Raw genomic sequence first — 16,000 nt, 5'->3', positions numbered from 1 at the left:
GCAAGCCCTGCGGCTGAGCCTGCGAAGCCGCAACGGGCGGCGAGACCACCGCAGGCCAGGCACCCGGCTCACCCGCCTCGGTCACGCCCCCGCGGAGCCGAGCCGCGCTCGCACGAGCGCGCGCGCGTCGTACGGTGGCTGAGGTGCGAAGGCGTGCTGCGCCTGAGCCTCGGGGCCAGGGCGACCTGGACGCCGGAGCCGACCTCGGCCGGGTGCCTTCCCTGCGGAGGTTTCGAGACGGTCGCTGCGCGACCTCCTCAACCAGCGGTGGGCCAGCGGGTGCCATCGCTGCGGTGATCTCGACAAGCTCGATCAGCGGGGGTCGAGCGGGTGCCTTCCTTGCGGAGGCTATGCGTGAGTTGCGCGTCGTACGGTGGCTGAGGTGCGAAGGCGTGCTGCGCCTGAGCCTCGAAGCCAGGTGACCTGGGAGCCGGAGCGGACCTCGCCCCGGTGCCTGCCCTGCGGAGGTTTCGAGACGGTCGCTGCGCGACCTCCTCAACCAGCGGTGGGCCAGCGGGTGCCTTCGCTGCGGTGATCTCGACAAGCTCGATCAGCGGGGGTCGAGCACGTGCCTACCTTGCGGAGGCTTCGGCCTGCTTCCTCGCGGTGGTCGCCCGAGGTGACCAGCCGGTAACGTCACGGCATGGCGTACTTCGTGACCGGTGCGACGGGGTTCATCGGGCGGCACCTCGTCGAGGAGCTGGTCGACCACCGGGCGGGGACGATCTTCGTGCTCTGCCGGGAGTCGTCGCTCGACCGGATGGAGGCGCTCATCCGGTCGTGGGCGTCCGACCGGGTCGTCCCCGTGGTCGGCGACCTCGGGAGTGACCGGCTGGGGGTCGACGAGGCGTGGGTCGAGGAGCACTGCGGCGACATCGACCACTTCTTCCACCTCGCTGCCATCTACGACATGACCGCCGACGACGCGACCAACGAGGCGCTCAACGTCGGCGGCACCCGGCACGCCCTCGAGCTGGCCGAGGCACTGCAGGTCGGCCACTTCCACCAGGTGTCGTCGGTGGCGGCGGCCGGCGAGTTCGAGGGGACCTTCGACGAGGCGATGTTCGACGAGGGGCAGCACCTGCCCTCGCCGTACCACCGCACGAAGTTCGAGTCCGAGAAGATCGTCCGGACCGAGGCGACCGTGCCGTGGCGGGTCTACCGGCCCGCGATCGTGGTCGGGCACTCCGAGACCGGCGCGATGGACAAGGTCGACGGGCCCTACTACTTCTTCCCGCTGATGAAGCTGATGCGCGACAACCTGCCCGGGTGGCTGCCGCTGGTCGGCATCGACCTCGGTGACACCAACGTCGTGCCGGTCGACTACGTCGCCAAGGCGATGGACCACCTCGCCCACCTGCCCGACCGGGACGGCGAGGCGTTCCACCTGGTCAACCCCGACCCGCAGCCGGTGGTCGACATGGTCAACGCGTTCTGCAGGGCGGCCGGCGCGCCGACGTTCGCGACGCCCGTCGACCGCCGGACCACCGGCGCGCTCGGGCTGCTGCCCCGGGCGCTGCGCCCGTCCACGCTGATCAACGGCGTGATCAGGACCGCGCCCGCGCAGGCCGTCCTCGACCTGACCGTGGGCCGGCTCGGCGTGCCTGCCGAGGTGCTGGCCCACACGTCGTTCACCGCGGTCTTCGACTCGCGCCGCACCGAGAAGGCGCTCGCCGGCTCCGGCATCGCGGTGCCCGACCTCGAGGGCTACGCCCGCACGCTCTGGGGCTACTGGGAGGAGAACCTCGACGAGGCCACCGGGCGCGACGCGCGCAACCGCGAGGCGCTCCAGGGCAAGTACGTCGTCATCACTGGCGCCTCGTCCGGCATCGGCCAGGTCACCGCGCTGAAGGTCGCGCAGTGCGGCGGCATCCCGGTCCTGGTCGCCCGCGGCAAGGACAAGCTCGAGGAGACCCGGGCGACGATCGAGCGCCGGGGCGGCACCGCCCACGTGTTCCCGTGCGACCTGTCCGACCTCGAGGCGATCGACGCGCTGTGCGAGCAGCTCACCACCGAGCTGCCGGCCATCGACTTCGTCGTCAACAACGCCGGCCGCTCGATCCGCCGCTCGCTGAAGCTGTCGCACGACCGCTTCCACGACTTCGAGCGCACGATGCAGCTCAACTACTTCGGCGCGATCCGGCTGGTGATGGGGCTCCTCCCGACGATGCGCAAGCAGAAGCGCGGCCACGTCGTCAACGTCAGCTCGATCGGCGTGCAGACCAACCCGCCGCGCTTCTCGGCGTACGTCGCCTCGAAGGCCGCGCTCGACTCGTGGTCGAACGTCGTCTCGTCGGAGCTGGTCGGCGACGGCATCACGTTCACCGGCATCCACATGCCGCTGGTGCGGACGCCGATGATCGCCCCGACCAAGATCTACGACAAGTTCCCCACGATCTCCCCCGCGCAGGCGGCCGACCTGGTGATCAAGGCGATGGTCGAGCGCCCCCACGAGATCAACACGCTGCTCGGCAACGTCGGCGCGGTCGCGCACACCGTGGCCCCGAAGCTCGCCTTCCGCGTGCTCAACATGGCCTACCACGTCTTCCCCGACTCCGCCGCTGCCAAGGGCACGACCCCGGGCGAGCCGGGCTCGACCGGCACCCGCGAGTCCGAGCAGATCATGCTGGCGAAGGTGTTCAAGGGCGTGCACTGGTAGGTCGGTCGCACGCCCCGGCATCCACACATTTGTGGATGTCGGGTCCTCCCCGGTTCAACAGCCCGTGCGAAGCCGCGAAGCCTCTCGCCGACAGATCGTTTCCTCATGGGGCGAGACCGGCCACGGAGGGTGACCGGCAGTCCCGAGCAGCGGCTGTGCCGCCTGCCAACGGGAGGAAAAGCATGAACAAGAAGCTCATCAAGGGGAGCCTCGCGGGCGTCGCGCTCGTCGCTCTCGCCGCCGGTGGCGGCACGTTCGCCTCGTGGTCGGACTTCCAGGACATCACCGGCAACGAGGCCGGCGCCGGCGTGCTGAAGCTGACGGTCAGCCCGAACGCCGGGAGCCAGACCGTCTTCGACAACGTCACGATGGCGCCGGGCGGCATCAACGGGGAGCGCCTCGTCTACGTCGCCAGCAACGACGGGGCGTCCACGCCGAGCGGCCAGCTCTTCATGAACATCAAGGACCTGGTCGGCACCGAGAACGGCTGCGACAGCAACGGCGAGCGCGCCGACGACGCGAACTGCGACTCGGGCGACCAGGGCGACTTCATCGACGACGCCATCCTCCAGGTCACGTCCTACGCGGTGAACAGCCCCAACCAGTGCACCCAGTCCAACGCTCCTGCCCTCAAGGTCGTTACCGGCCAGCACGGCGGCAGCCTGGCGTGGTGGAAGACCCAGCCGGCCTACCAGCTCACGGGTGTCGGTGCCGTGGACCGCTCGTACCTGGCTCCGGGCGAGGGTCTGTGCGTGTCGATGGACATCAGCCTGGCCTACGCCGTCGACAACGCGTCGCAGGGCGACTCGGCGGACTTCGCCGCGCACTTCGACCTGAAGCAGGCGCCGTACGGCACGCCGCGCACCCCGCACAACCCGTAATTCTCCGGATGCGGAGGGGCCGACTCGTCGGCCCCTCCGCATCACCACGACAGCGATCGGAGCGGTTGCATGAGCGAGCCGACCAGGGCGCGAACCATCGCGCTCGCAGCGGTCAGGTGGACGGCACGAGCCGCCCTTGTCTCGGTCCTGATGATCGTGATCGCTGCGATCGCTGTCGTGGTCGTGCTGCCGCGAGCGACGAACGGCGCGGCGCTGACCGTGCTGACCGGCAGCATGACGCCTGAGATCCCCGTCGGCTCGATCGTGCTGGTGCGACCGGTCGACCCAGGCACACTGGAGATCGGCGACGTGGCCACCTACCAGTCCGAGCCGGGTGAGGACGTCTACATCACGCACCGCATCACCAAGATCCAGCAGACCGACAAAGGTCTGGCCTTCACGTTCAAGGGCGACGCCAACCGTGGCGCGGACATGGACAAGGTCCCCGCCGCGGCCATCCGCGGACAGGTGTGGTTCCACGTTCCCTACCTCGGCAGCATCCGCGACGGCCTGCACGGCAAGGGCGGCATCAGCCTGGTGGGCATGATCCTGCTGGCCGGCTACGCGCTCACCCAGCTCTCCGGCAGCCTGCGCGACCGGCGCAAGAAGGACGACGAGCCGGCCGTCGAGGACGAACCGACGCCGTCGCTCACGATCGACCGCGCGCTGATCCTCGCCACGCTCGCGCGCCCCGAGGGCGAGGCGCCCGCCGACCTCGTGCGACGCTGGAGCGGCCTGCTGCTGCGCAGCGACGAGGCGACGTACACCCTCCTGATCGCGCCACCCGAGGGCGGTGTCGAGGCGGCCCTCGAGCTGCTCCGGCTCCAGGAGCCCCTCAGCATCGAGGTGTGGGACGCCCCGACCAGCGTCGTGGGCAGCCGCACCGAGGTGCCGCTGTCGGAGGATGCGCAGGTGGCCGGTGCGTCGGACTAGGCCCAGCCGGACGACGCTCGCCGCGCTCGCGGCGGGCGGCCTCGTCGTCTGCGCGTCCGGGACGGGCGTGACGTACGCCGCGTTCTCCGACGCCGACCGCATCAAGCACAACACCGTCCGGGCCGCGCACGTCGCCCTGGGCATCCCCGGGCCTGGCGCCGGGCCGGAGCTGAAGTACACCGGCCTGCTGCCCGGCGTGGCGCAGTCGAGGACCGTGAGCATCGCCTACCGCGGGTCCATCCCGGCCGACATCGCCCTCGAGGTGCGCCCCGAGGGCGCCTCGGCCTACTGCGTGCCGACCGGCGCCGACACCTGGGGGCCGAAGCCCGGCGGATCGGTGCAGATCTCGTTCGGCGGCGACTGGCTGGACTACTGCGGCCTGCTGTCCCCCAACGTCGACGTCCCGGTGCGCGCCGACGTGGCACCGGACACCGACCTGAGCGTCTCGGTCTCGGTGCGGCTGGCGCCCGGCACCGACTACCCGTACTCGCTGCTCACCGACACCGACCGGTTCACGGTCACCGCCGCGCAGGCCAGCCTCGCGCACGCCGGCTTCACCGACTTCGCGGTCGGCACCATCGAGATCGGCACCGGCCTGATCGGCCCCGCGATCCCCGCGGAGTGCGGCCCTGCCGGCCGCTACAGGCAGGTCGTGGTCGGGACCGAGAGCGACGACGTGATCAACGCCGGCAACGGCAAGCAGATCATCCTCGGCCTCGGCGGCAATGACCGGATCGACGGCGGCAACGCCAAGGACTGCCTCGTGGGCGGGGAGGGGGACGACGTGCTGCTCGGCGCGAACGGCAAGGACGTCATGATCGGCGGCGCCGGGTTCGACACGTGCGACGGCGCTCGCGCTCCCGACTACTACTCCTGCGAGCTGACCGCGGAGCAGGCACCGACCACTCCCACCGGGCCGCCGGTCGACCACCCCACCGACGGGCCGTCCGACGAGCCGTCCACGCACCCGGACCCGCCGACCACCCAGGGACCCGACCCCGACCCGCCGCCCACGCGCGCGCCGGAGCCCGACCCGCCGGCGACCCTGCCCCCGGCTCCGGACCCGCAGCCGGACCCCGGCCCGCAGGAGCCGCAGCCGCCGCAGCAGCCGAGCGACCCCGCTCCCACCCCCGCCGCGGGGTAGGCGCGGTCGGTCAACGCCAGCCGCGCGGTCCGTCCGAGCCCGCGGCGTAGGTGTCCATCGGCACCTCGTCGGCGTGCCATGCCGCCAGGACGGGCTCGACGATCCGCCAGCACTCCTCGGCGTTGTCGCCGCGCACCGCGAGCAGCGGATCGCCCTCGAGGACGCCCGCCAGCACCTCGCCGTACGCCGGGAGGTCGCCGTCGGACAGGTCGGCCTCCGGGCTGACGGACTCGAGCTCGAACGGGTCGCCCGGACCGCTGACGTCGAGGTGCACGGCGAGCCGGGCGGGCTTGAAGCCGATCACCAGCCGGTCGGGCGTCGTCCGGCCGCGCAGGCCGTCGGGCAGCCGCGGCGACGGCTTGAGGGTGACCACGGCCTCCTTGCGAGGACGCCCGAGCGCCTTGCCCGACCGGAGCGTGACCGGGACGCCCGCCCACCGCCACGAGTCCACCTCGACCGTCAGCTCGGCCAAGGTCTCGGTGCGCCGGCGCGGGTCGACCCCGTCCTCGCGGGTGTACGCCGGGACGTCGCGGCCGTTGATCCTCCCGCCGGTGTAGCGCGCCCGCCGGCTCGCCCGCCGCGGTCCGCCCCGGAGCCTGGTCGCCCGGAGCACCTCGGCCTTCGCGCTGCGCAGCTCGCGCTCGTCGACCGCCGCGATCGGGTCCATCATCAGCAGCGCCATCACCTGCAGCAGGTGGCTCTGCACCATGTCGACGAGGGCCCCTGCCTTGTCGTAGTAGCCGGCGCGGCCCTCCAGCGCCAGCGACTCGTCGTAGACGACCTCGATCGACTCCACGTGCTGGTTGCTCCACACCGGGTCGAGCAGCCGGTTGGCGAACCGCACGCCCAGGATGTTGATCACGTCGCTGCGGCCCAGGAAGTGGTCGATCCGGAAGACCTGAGGCTCGGGCACCAGCGTGCCCACCAGCGCGTTGAGCCCTCGGGCGTCGTCGAGGCTGGTGCCGAACGGCTTCTCCATCGCCAGCACCGTCCCCTCGGGCAGGTCGAGCAGCCGCAGCGCCTGGCAGACCCGCGCGGTCACCGCCGGCGGCAGGGCGAAGTAGATCGCGGGCGTGCCCTCGCACTCCTCCAGGAGGCTCTTCAGCTCCTCGACAGCCGTGACGTCGCAGGTGCGGTAGCGGCTGCGCTTCGCGGTGTCGTCCACGCGACGACCCCCGGCGCCGGCCGATCCGAACGCCTCCTTGACCCGGGCCTGCCACGACCGCTCGTCGAGCTCCCCGAGGCCGGCGCCCAGCACCAGCAGCCGGCGCCGGGGCTCCCAGTCGCTCGACAGCAGCGACGCCAGGCCGGGGAGCAGCAACCGCCGAGCGAGGTCGCCGTCAGCGCCGAGCACGAGCAGGGTGTCGATTCGCGTGGCCATGGCGGACCGGTAACCAGCGCCGACCCGAGCCGTCAGCCGCCGACCGGGCCTTCGTAGCCGCGCAGCGTGTCGACCGCTCGGAACCCCACCTCGGCGTTGATGCGCCGCATCGCGGTGTTGTCCTGCTCGCAGTAGGTCTGCACGCGGCGCCGGGGGCCGAGGAGCGCACCGTCGTCGTGGCCCTGCAGCCGCCGCAGGTTGGCGATCTTGAGCCGCATCCCCAGCCGGCGGCCGCGGTGGGTCTCATCGACCCAGGCGTCGTCCTGCACCACCACGTCGGGGTCGTGCTCCGACACGAGCAGCTCGGTGTAGCCGCGGCCGGCGCCATCGGCGTCCAGGGCCATGCTCCGCACCTTGGTCCACCCCTGCTCCGCCATCCGGCGGTCGGAGTCGCGGACCCGCTCGGCGTCGACCTGTCGCGCGGTCACGGTGAGCTCGCCGGTCGGCACGTCCTGGTTCATCTGCGTCTGCATCCGCGCCCACTGCTCGAGGTGCTGCTCCGGGCAGCCGCCGACCCAGGAGACGACCGTGTTGTCGCGCGACGAGCCCTGCTCGGCGGCAGCCGCGAGCTCGCGCAGCCGCGGCTCGGGCAGCGGGACGTCGAGCAGGAAGCGGTGCTCGACGTTCACGCAGCGGAGCCCGTGGCTCTCGGCGAACCGGGCGCCCGGCCACTCCTCGGGGCTGCGGTCGACCGGCACGAACACCTCCGCCTGCACGACGTCGCGGCCCTCGCTGGCGGCCAGCTCCCTGACCGCGGAGAGCAGCGCGCCGCCGACACCGCTGCGCCGGGCGTCGGGCAGGACCCCGAGCTCGACCGACACGGTCTCCACGTCGACGTCGACGTCCAGTGGCAGGCCCAGCACCGCCCCGCCGACGACGACCCCGTCCCGGGTGGCGACCAGGGCGACCCGGCGCTTCTGGGTGCCCGGCCGGGCGAAGGAGATGCGCGCCGACTCGAGCGACTCCCACCAGCCCGGCTGCCGCTCGTGGGCGTAGGAGCGGGCGACCGCAGCGTGCCAGTCGGCGAACCTCGGGTCGTCGGGTCCGATGTCCTCGATCCGCGGGCCGTTCACCGGCTCGAGTCAAGCAGGTCAGTCGCCGACCTGGACAACCACTTTTCCGAAGTTGCGGCCGGCCAACATGCCGTTGAACGCCTCGACGACGTTGTCCAGGCCGACGGTCACGTCCTCGCGGTAGCGGACCGACCCGTCGGCGAGCCACCTCGACATCTCCTCGACGAACCTCCCGTGGTGCTCCTTCTCGAACTCGCTCTGGATGAAGCCGCGCACGGTGAGGCTCTTGGTCAGCACCCGCCGCATGAAGCCGTCGAGCCGGTCGGGGCCCTCGGGCACGCCGGCTGCGTTGTAGCCCGCGACGAGGCCGCACACGGGTATCCGCGCGTAGAGGTTGAGGTGGCGCATCACGGCGCGGGCCACCTCTCCCCCGACGTTCTCGAAGTAGACGTCGATCCCGTCCGGCACGGCCTCGGCCAGCCGGTCGCGGAAGTCGGGCGCCCGGTGGTCCACCGCGGCATCGAAGCCGAGCTCGTCGAGCAGCGCCCGGCACTTCTCGGGCCCGCCTGCGATGCCGACCGCCCGCGCGCCCTTGAGCCTCGCGATCTGCCCGACCGCGGAGCCGACCGGTCCCGTCGCCGCGGCGACCACCACGGTCTCGCCGGGCTGTGGCTTCCCGAGCAGGAGGAGGCCGGCGTACGCCGTGAAGCCGGGCATGCCGAGCACACCCAGGGCCGTGGACACCGGCGCGGCGTCGGGGTCGAGCCTGCGGGTGTGCCGGGCGTCGGCGACGGCGTGGGTCTGCCAGCCGGAGTAGGACAGCACCTGGTCGCCGACCGCGCGGTGGTCCGACCGCGACTCGATCACCTCGCAGACGGTGCCGCCGACCATCACGTCGCCGAGCGCGACGGGGTCGGCGTAGGACTCGACCTCGCTCATCCGGCCGCGCATGTAGGGGTCGAGCGAGAGGTAGCGCACCCGCAGCAGCACCTGGCCCTCCTCCAGCGGCGGGAGGTCGGTGGTGACGGTCTCGAAGTCGGTGGGCTTCGGCTCGCCGTCGGGACGCCTCGACAGGAGGACCTGGGTGGACTTCACAAGGGCATCCTCACAGGGAGCTACTCCCGCTCGACCGGCCGCTCCGGATCGGTGATCCACTCCGACCACGAGCCCGGGTAGAGCGTGGCCTGCACGCCGAGCAGGTCGAGGGCGACGAGGTCGTGGGCCGCCGTGACGCCCGAGCCGCAGTAGACCGCGACCTCCCGCGACCCGTCGAGGGGTACGCCGGCAGCCTCGTAGAGCGCGCGGAGCTGGTCGGGGTCGCGGAACCTGCCGTCGGCCGCGAGGTTGGTGGTCGTCGGCACGTTGACCGCGCCGGGGATGCGGCCGGCGACGGGGTCGATCGGCTCGGTCTCGCCGCGGTAGCGCTCGGGTGCCCGGGCGTCGACCAGCACGGGTACGTCGAGGACGCGGTCGGCCTCGACGACCGGCAGCCGGCCAGGCCGCGCGACGAAGTCGCCCTCGGGGTTCATCGCGACGCCTCGCTCCGCCTCGCCGCCAGCGAAGACCCAGGCGGACCAGCCGCCGTCCAGCAACCGGGTGTCGGCGTGGCCGTGGAAGCGCAGCAGCCACCAGGCCCGAGCGGCGCCCAGACCGCTCCAGTCGTCGTAGACCACGACCGGCCGGTCGTCCCGGACGCCGGCGCGGCGCATCGCCGCCTCGAAGACGGCCGTCTCGGGGAGCGGGTGTCGCCCGCCCGCGCCCGGCGCCGACGCGAGCTCGGTGTCGAGGTCGACGTACACCGCACCCGGCACGTGGCCGAGCGAGTACTCCCCCGGACCCGACGCGCCGCCGGTCCGGTAGCGCACGTCCAGGACGGTCACGTGGCCCAGGCTCTCGCGCAGCTCGGCGACCGAGACGAGCGGCGACGTCACGCCGCGCTCCGGAACGCACCGGGGGTGGTGCCGAGGAGGGTCCGGAAGTGCCGGGTCAGGTGCGACTGGTCGTGGAAGCCCACGACGGTCGCGACCTCGGCGATCGGCATCCCCTCGAGCAGCAGCCGGCGTGCGCGGTCGAGCCGCCGGCCGACGACGTAGCGGTGCGGCGGCAGGCCGTACTCACGCCGGAAGACCCGCACCAGGTGCGACGGATGGGTGCCGAGCTCGTGGGCCAGCGCCTCGAGCGTGGGCTCGTCGCTGTCGAGCCTGGCCCGGACCAGCCGGGCCAGCCCCGCGTCGCGCGCGGCCGGCGCCTGGCCTCGCAGCGACAGGTGGGCGGCGATCCGCTCGGTCACCAGGGCGAGCCGCGACTCCGCCTCGAGCCCGTCGCCGAGGCAGCGGTGCACCGCCGAGACCTGGCGGACCAGCTCCGCGTCCGCGAGCGAAGGTCCGCGGACCGCGGCGCCCGTGAGCGACTCGGGCAGCCAGCGCTGGTCGACGTACAGCACCCGTTTGTCGAACCCGTCCGGGCTCGCGGCCCGTCCGTCGTGGGAGACGTGCGGCGGCAGCACGGTCAGCCGCCCGGTCGCCGCCTGCTGCCGGGACCCGTCGAGCGTGTAGTCGACGCCGCCCCTGTCGACGAGCAGGAGCGTCCACGCGGCGTGCACGTGCACCGGGTAGGCGTGCTCGGTGAAGTGGGCGTGCAGCACCTCGGAGACGCCCGGCACCTCGGGCTTCCAGGACCGCACCCGCTCCATGTCAGGAACGTACAAGACCCCACCCTGCGCGACGCCGCAGGCTGGAGCGGTGCCCTCCGACACCAGGTTCGACACCAAGATCGCCGTCCTCGTCCGCGACGACCTGGAGACGTGGCAGCGGCTCAACGTGACCGCGTTCCTCGTGAGCGGGGTCGTCGGCGCCCACCCGCAGCTCGTGGGCGAGCCGTACGAGGACGCCGACGGCACGGCGTACCTCCCGCTGCTCGGGCAGCCGGTGGTCGTGCTGGAGGCGGACGCCGCCACGCTCACGGCGGCGCACGGCCGCGCGCTGGGCCGGCAGCTGGCGATGAGCATCTACACCAGGGAGATGTTCTCTACCGGCAACGACGTCGACAACCGCGCGGCCGTGCGCGCGGTCGCCCGCGACGACCTCGACCTGGTGGGCGTCGCCCTGCACGGTCCGAGGAACGCCGTCGACAAGTCCGTGAAGGGCGCGCGCCTGCATCCGTGACGAACCGCCTGCTGCGGTCATTAGGGTGACTGCGTGGCCGAGCTCCAGTTCTTCACCGGGACCATGGACTCCGGCAAGAGCACGCTGGCGCTGCAGACCAACCACAACCGCGCCCAGCGCGGGCTGGTGGGCCGGATCTTCACCAGCCGCGACCGTGCCGGCACCGCGATGCTGTCAAGCCGGCTCGGACTGCAGCACGACGCGATCGAGGTCGACCAGGACTTCCACTTCTGGCGCTACGTCGTCGACGAGCTCACCCGCGGCGCGCGCGTCGACTACCTGGTGTGCGACGAGGCGCAGTTCTACACCCGCGACCAGGTCGAGCAGCTCGCCAAGGTCGTCGACGAGCTCCAGCTCGACGTGTTCGCCTTCGGGATCCTCACCGACTTCCGCAGCGAGCTGTTCCCAGGCAGCGCCCGGCTCGTCGAGCTCGCCGACCACACGCACGTCCTGCAGGTCGAGGCGCTGTGCTGGTGCGGCAAGCGGGCGACCCACAACGCGCGCACCGAGGACGGCGTGATGGTCGTCGAGGGCGAGGTGATCGTCGTCGGCGACGTCGAGGTCACCGGCGGCCAGGACACCGCGGCGCCCGCCCCCGAGGTGTCCTACGAGGTGCTCTGCCGCCAGCACCACCGCCGCCGCATGACCGCCGCCCGCGCTCACGCCGTCGCGCTGGGCGCCGAGCCGCTCCCCTTTGGTTGACTCGTCAAGAACCTGGTCAAGCAGAACCTGGCCCAACCTGACCATTGCCCCGGCGTGCCATCGCGGCGGATGCTCAGTCCTCAGCGACACTGCTGAGGACTCCTCGGGACGTCCGACCCACACCGCAGCTACAGGGGGGACCTGTGAAGGCCTACCGGATCCTGGCGATCACCATCGCCGTGCTCGTCGTCGTGCAGGCAGGCGCGATCGCCTGGGGCTTCTTCGGCGTGACCAACTTCATCAACGACGGAGGGGTCATCGACGAGGAGTTCCTCGACTGCAAGGAGGACTGCGAGTCGATCGGCAGCGCCGATGCGGCGTTCGCGATCCACATGTTCTTCAACGGCCTCATCCTGATCCCGCTCTGCTCGCTGGTGCTGCTGATCGTGTCGTTCTTCGCCAAGGTGCCCAAGGGCATCACCCTGGCCGCGACCATCTTCGTCCTGGTGGTCCTGCAGGTGCTGGTGCTCCCGGCGCTCTCGCGTGAGGTGGGCTCCGGGTTCGGAGCCCTCCACGGGATCAACGCGCTGGTGCTGATGGGCATCGCGATCATGGCCGCCCAGCGGGCCGCCGCTGCCATGCGCGCTCCCGGCACGGCGCCCGCGGCCGTCTGAGGGGTGACCCCGAGCAGTCACGGCGACCTGCGCGCGCGCACGTGGGCGTTCGTGCGCGCCCGCCGGCGGCCCCTGCTGGCCGTCGCAGCCACGCTCGCGATCCTGCTGCCGCTCGGCTGGATGCGGCAGTCCAGCCTGCTGCCGGACAGCTACGACGTGGCGGAGATGGGCTACGTCGACTGGGGCGGTGGCCCCGTCGACCAGCACCACGGGATGGGCCACGGCACACCGGTCAAGGACCTGGTGGCCGACCCGGACCGGCCCGCCGACGTGCGCGAGACACTGACCGTCCGCGTCGACGACGACCACTACACCGTCAACGGCACCTCCCCCGGGCCGACGCTCGAGGCCACGGTCGGTGACCTCGTCGAGGTGACGCTGGTCAACGACAACGTCGACGACGGCATCACGCTGCACTGGCACGGCGTCGACGTCCCCAACGCCGAGGACGGCGTCGCGGGCGTCACCCAGGACGCCGTCCTCGAGGGCGAGGAGCACGTCTACCGGTTCGTGGCCGAGGACGCCGGCACGTACTGGTACCACTCCCACCAGGTCTCCCACGAGCAGGTGCGCCGGGGTCTGCTGGGCGCGCTGGTGATCCACCCCGCGGAGGCCGACCCCGGGACGCAGGAGGAGCTCGCGGTCCTGCACCGCTACGCCGAGGGGGCGACGCTCAACGGCGAGAAGGGCACGACGACCGTCGATGCCGAGACCGGCCAGTCGGTGCGGCTGCGCGTCGTGAACACCGACAACGGGCTGGCGACGCTGTGGGTCACCGGTGCGCCGTACCGCGTGCTGGCCGTCGACGGCAGGGAGGTGAACGGTCCCGGCGAGATCGACGACCGGAAGTACGGCCTGCCCGCGGGCGGCCGCGTCGACCTCGGCCTCGTGGTGCCGGAGGGCGGCGTACGCGTCGACTTCGGCGGCTCCACCGCGCTCGTGCTCGGCGCCGACCCCTCGGGCGGCGACGTGCCGCGGGCGCCGAAGGAGTACGTCGACCTGCTGTCCTACGGCGAGCCCGCCGAGATCGGCTTCGACACCGGTAGCCCGGACCGGAGGTTCGACTACCGCATCGGCAAGCGCCCCGGCTTCCTGGACGGCCGGCCCGGCATGTGGTGGAGCATCAACGGGCATCTCTTCCCTGACATCCCGATGTACATGGTCACCGAGGGCGACGTCGTGGTGTTCGAGATCCACAACGGCAGCGGCGACAACCACCCGATGCACCTGCACGGTCACCACGCGGTCGTGCTGTCGCGGGACGGCGAGCCGGCCACCGGCAGCCCCTGGTGGGTCGACTCCCTGGAGGTCAAGAACGGCGAGACCTACGAGATCGCGTTCCTGGCCGACAACCCGGGCATCTGGATGGACCACTGCCACAACCTGGTGCACGCGGCCGAGGGGCTCGTCGCGCACCTGATGTACACCGGCGTGGAGTCGTCCTTCCGAGTCGGCGGCCGGTCGAACAACTCCCCGGAGTGACCGGACTGCCCCCACGAAACTGGCGCTGACCGGATGGAGTTCCAGCCGGGAAGGACCAGTTTCACCGGGTACCCGGTGAAACTGGCCGCCCGCCGTCAGCCCACCAGGATCGGGATGAGCATCTCGTCCGACGTCAGCGAGCCGTGCAGGCCGACGAGGCTCATCTCGTAGCCGAAGTCCTTGCTCGAGAACATCGCCACGTCGTCGCGCGCAGCGACCACCACGTCGCCGAGCCGCGGGAGCACGAGCTCGGTGACGGTGCCGAACCAGCCCCGCGCGATCGCCTCCTCGCGGGTCAGCACGTCGGCGCGGTCGCCGAGCACCTCGGCCCAGCAGGCGGCCACCGACGAGACGGCGCCGTCCGCGCAGTAGAGGTGGCGGAACCTCGCCTCGCCGCCGAGCAGCACCAGCCCGTCGCGGAGCTCCTCGTGCTGGTCGACGTCGAGCCGGCTGGCCGGGGTCGAGTCGACCATCCCGTGGTCGGCGACCACGACCAGGCGCACCTCGTCGGGCAGTGCCTCGCGCAGCTGCACGGCCTCGGCGTCGATGGCGGCGAGCTGCTGGAGCCACTGGGGCGAGTCGACGCCGTACTTGTGACCGGTCCAGTCGAGGTCGCCGTCGTAGAGATAGGTCAGCGACGGGCGGTGCGTCGACCCGGTCACCGCACCGGCGATCCGCTCGCCGATCCGGTCCGCCCCGATGTAGCCGGCGCCGCGCTGGGCGGCGATCGTGAGGCCGCTGCGGTCGAACTCGCGCTTGTTGACGACGTCGACCCGCACGCCGGCGTCGGTGAGCCGGCCGAACGCGGTCTGGTGCGGCTGCCACACGAGAGGGTCGACCGACTTGTCCCAGAAGAGCGCGTTGAGCAGGCGGTCGGTGCCGGGGACGCGGCTGGTGAACCCGACCAGGCCGTGGGTGCCCGGGGTCAGGCCGGTGCCGAGCGAGGTCAGGCTGGTCGCGGTGGTCGACGGGACGCCGGCGGTGCCGGGGGCGGAGTCCGCCAGCAGCGACGAGAGGTACGGCGCAGCGGCGGCGTACCTCTCGAGCAGCCGCGCCCCGAGGCCGTCGACCAGGAAGAGGACGTAGGCCGGCGCCTCGGGCAGCACCAGGCCCGTCGGGCGCCGGAGCGCGTCGCTGCCCAGCGCGTGTCCGATGGCCGGGACGACGTCACCCAGCCCGCGGTGGCCGTACGCAGGCTCGACGAAGGGGGTGGTCAACAGGCCGCGCTCTAGGAATGCGTCCGGGCGGACAGCTGCTCGGCGAACGACAGCAGGAGCGGCACGGCGTCCTGCCCGTCCGCGGCCGCGGAGACACGCAGCGAGAAGTCGTCGGAGGCGAGCACGCCGGTGTAGCCGTGGTCGGCCTCGCACTGCGGGTCGTCGCAGCCGGCCGGCTCCAGGTCGACCCGGCTGACGCCGCCCCAGCCCAGCGTGATCACGGCCTCGGCGGGGGTGGTCTGGCCCTTGGTGGGGTTGGCGACCATCCGCGTGACCACGACGGAGGTCACCGAGCTGAGCCGGATCGCCTCCGACGACGTCGACGTGTAGGGCTCGGGCAGCAGGTCGTCGCCAGCGTGCTCGTCGGTGTGCACGATGATCAGCCGGCTCGGCGTGAGCACCATGACCGAGAGGTGGCGGCGCACCTCGTCGCGGTCGAACGTCGGCTCGTGGTGGACGTAGAACGACACGACGCGCTCGCCCGAGACCGCGGCGGCGACGCTGTCGATGACGACCTCGGGGTAGTAGCCGGTGCGGTCGATCGCGTCGCGCAGCTCGCGGCTGCGGTCGGCGTCGTCCTTGCGGTCGTCGGTGGCGCGGAGCGGCATGGTGTGGAGTCTGGCACGCGCCCCACGGCGTGGTGCTGCTGGCTCGGGGCCCTCGGGGCTCCGACAGTGCAGCTTTGCATCCCCATGAGCGCCCAATTGCTGCACTGTCCCGGCCGGCCACCCTCCGGAAGCCGCCAATGTATGTGCACCACATTTAGCCCGCCAGGAGGCCCAGATGGGGTGCAGATGCCGGCGTCCCGGG

15 protein-coding genes are annotated in these 16,000 nt (G+C 72.2%); 8 read left to right on the top strand and 7 right to left on the bottom strand.

Annotated elements, in window-relative coordinates; all coding sequences use genetic code 11:
- The first annotated feature begins 643 nt into the window (after positions 1–643).
- From G514_RS0104100 to G514_RS31265, 4 genes are all read left to right on the top strand, one after another.
- The gene (locus tag G514_RS0104100; RefSeq protein ID WP_028650720.1) at positions 644–2,659 is read left to right on the top strand and encodes an SDR family oxidoreductase; all 2,016 of its coding nucleotides are present in this window, start codon (positions 644–646) and stop codon (positions 2,657–2,659) included.
- A 182-nt stretch (positions 2,660–2,841) separates the two neighbouring features.
- Complete coding sequence (locus tag G514_RS0104095) at positions 2,842–3,540, top strand: SipW-dependent-type signal peptide-containing protein (protein WP_028650719.1); 699 nt, start codon at positions 2,842–2,844, stop codon at positions 3,538–3,540.
- A 69-nt stretch (positions 3,541–3,609) separates the two neighbouring features.
- A complete protein-coding gene (locus G514_RS28955; RefSeq protein ID WP_084151762.1) occupies positions 3,610–4,473 on the top strand; it encodes a signal peptidase I in 864 nt (287 codons plus the stop codon).
- Entirely contained in the window at positions 4,460–5,617 is a 1,158-nt protein-coding gene (locus G514_RS31265) for a calcium-binding protein (protein WP_169576297.1), read from the top strand. Before G514_RS28955 ends, G514_RS31265 begins: the two co-directional genes overlap by 14 nt.
- A 10-nt stretch (positions 5,618–5,627) precedes the next feature.
- Here the strand turns inward: G514_RS31265 and G514_RS0104080 are convergent, their stop codons facing one another.
- Genes G514_RS0104080 through G514_RS0104060 form a run of 5 tightly spaced genes read right to left on the bottom strand, consistent with a single transcriptional unit; the run spans position 5,628 to position 10,703 of the window.
- The gene (locus tag G514_RS0104080; RefSeq protein WP_036563488.1) at positions 5,628–6,998 is read right to left on the bottom strand and encodes a glucose-6-phosphate dehydrogenase; all 1,371 of its coding nucleotides are present in this window, start codon (positions 6,996–6,998) and stop codon (positions 5,628–5,630) included.
- A 32-nt stretch (positions 6,999–7,030) separates the two neighbouring features.
- Positions 7,031–8,071, bottom strand: a complete 1,041-nt coding sequence (locus G514_RS24775; RefSeq protein ID WP_051246684.1) for a GNAT family N-acetyltransferase — start codon at positions 8,069–8,071, stop codon at positions 7,031–7,033.
- Positions 8,072–8,089: 18 nt separating this feature from the next.
- Positions 8,090–9,106, bottom strand: coding sequence for an NADP-dependent oxidoreductase (locus tag G514_RS0104070; protein WP_028650717.1), 1,017 nt, complete (start codon positions 9,104–9,106; stop codon positions 8,090–8,092).
- 20 nt (positions 9,107–9,126) lie between these two features.
- Positions 9,127–9,942: a sulfurtransferase gene (locus tag G514_RS0104065; protein ID WP_028650716.1), complete on the bottom strand. Its 816-nt coding sequence runs from the start codon at positions 9,940–9,942 to the stop codon at positions 9,127–9,129.
- Positions 9,939–10,703: an AraC family transcriptional regulator gene (locus G514_RS0104060; RefSeq protein ID WP_028650715.1), complete on the bottom strand. Its 765-nt coding sequence runs from the start codon at positions 10,701–10,703 to the stop codon at positions 9,939–9,941. The genes G514_RS0104065 and G514_RS0104060 overlap by 4 nt, the downstream gene beginning before the upstream one ends.
- Before the next feature lie 49 nt (positions 10,704–10,752).
- Between G514_RS0104060 and G514_RS0104055 the strand changes: the two genes are divergently transcribed.
- The 4 genes from G514_RS0104055 to G514_RS0104040 all read left to right on the top strand — a co-directional run bounded on the left by G514_RS0104055 (position 10,753) and on the right by G514_RS0104040 (position 13,973).
- Positions 10,753–11,175: a DUF2000 domain-containing protein gene (locus tag G514_RS0104055; RefSeq protein ID WP_028650714.1), complete on the top strand. Its 423-nt coding sequence runs from the start codon at positions 10,753–10,755 to the stop codon at positions 11,173–11,175.
- A 33-nt stretch (positions 11,176–11,208) separates the two neighbouring features.
- On the top strand, positions 11,209–11,877 hold the full coding sequence (locus G514_RS0104050) for a thymidine kinase (protein WP_028650713.1): 669 nt from the start codon (positions 11,209–11,211) through the stop codon (positions 11,875–11,877).
- A gap of 143 nt (positions 11,878–12,020) precedes the next feature.
- Positions 12,021–12,491: a hypothetical protein gene (locus tag G514_RS28945; RefSeq protein WP_051246680.1), complete on the top strand. Its 471-nt coding sequence runs from the start codon at positions 12,021–12,023 to the stop codon at positions 12,489–12,491.
- A gap of 3 nt (positions 12,492–12,494) precedes the next feature.
- Positions 12,495–13,973 (top strand): multicopper oxidase family protein, encoded by a 1,479-nt coding sequence (locus G514_RS0104040; RefSeq protein ID WP_245582092.1) that lies wholly within the window; start codon positions 12,495–12,497, stop codon positions 13,971–13,973.
- Between the two features lie 95 nt (positions 13,974–14,068).
- On the opposite strand, the gene G514_RS0104035 is transcribed toward G514_RS0104040, so the two are convergent.
- Positions 14,069–15,190 carry an alkaline phosphatase family protein gene (locus tag G514_RS0104035; protein WP_028650711.1) on the bottom strand — a complete coding sequence of 374 codons (1,122 nt, stop codon included), beginning with the start codon at positions 15,188–15,190 and terminating at the stop codon, positions 14,069–14,071.
- A gap of 11 nt (positions 15,191–15,201) precedes the next feature.
- Complete coding sequence (locus G514_RS0104030; RefSeq protein WP_051246677.1) at positions 15,202–15,798, bottom strand: DUF5998 family protein; 597 nt, start codon at positions 15,796–15,798, stop codon at positions 15,202–15,204.
- Positions 15,799–16,000: the final 202 nt, after the last annotated feature.

Source organism: Nocardioides halotolerans DSM 19273 (assembly GCF_000422805.1).
GTDB lineage: Bacteria > Actinomycetota > Actinomycetes > Propionibacteriales > Nocardioidaceae > Nocardioides > Nocardioides halotolerans.
This window is presented reverse-complemented; position numbering and strand designations above follow the sequence as displayed.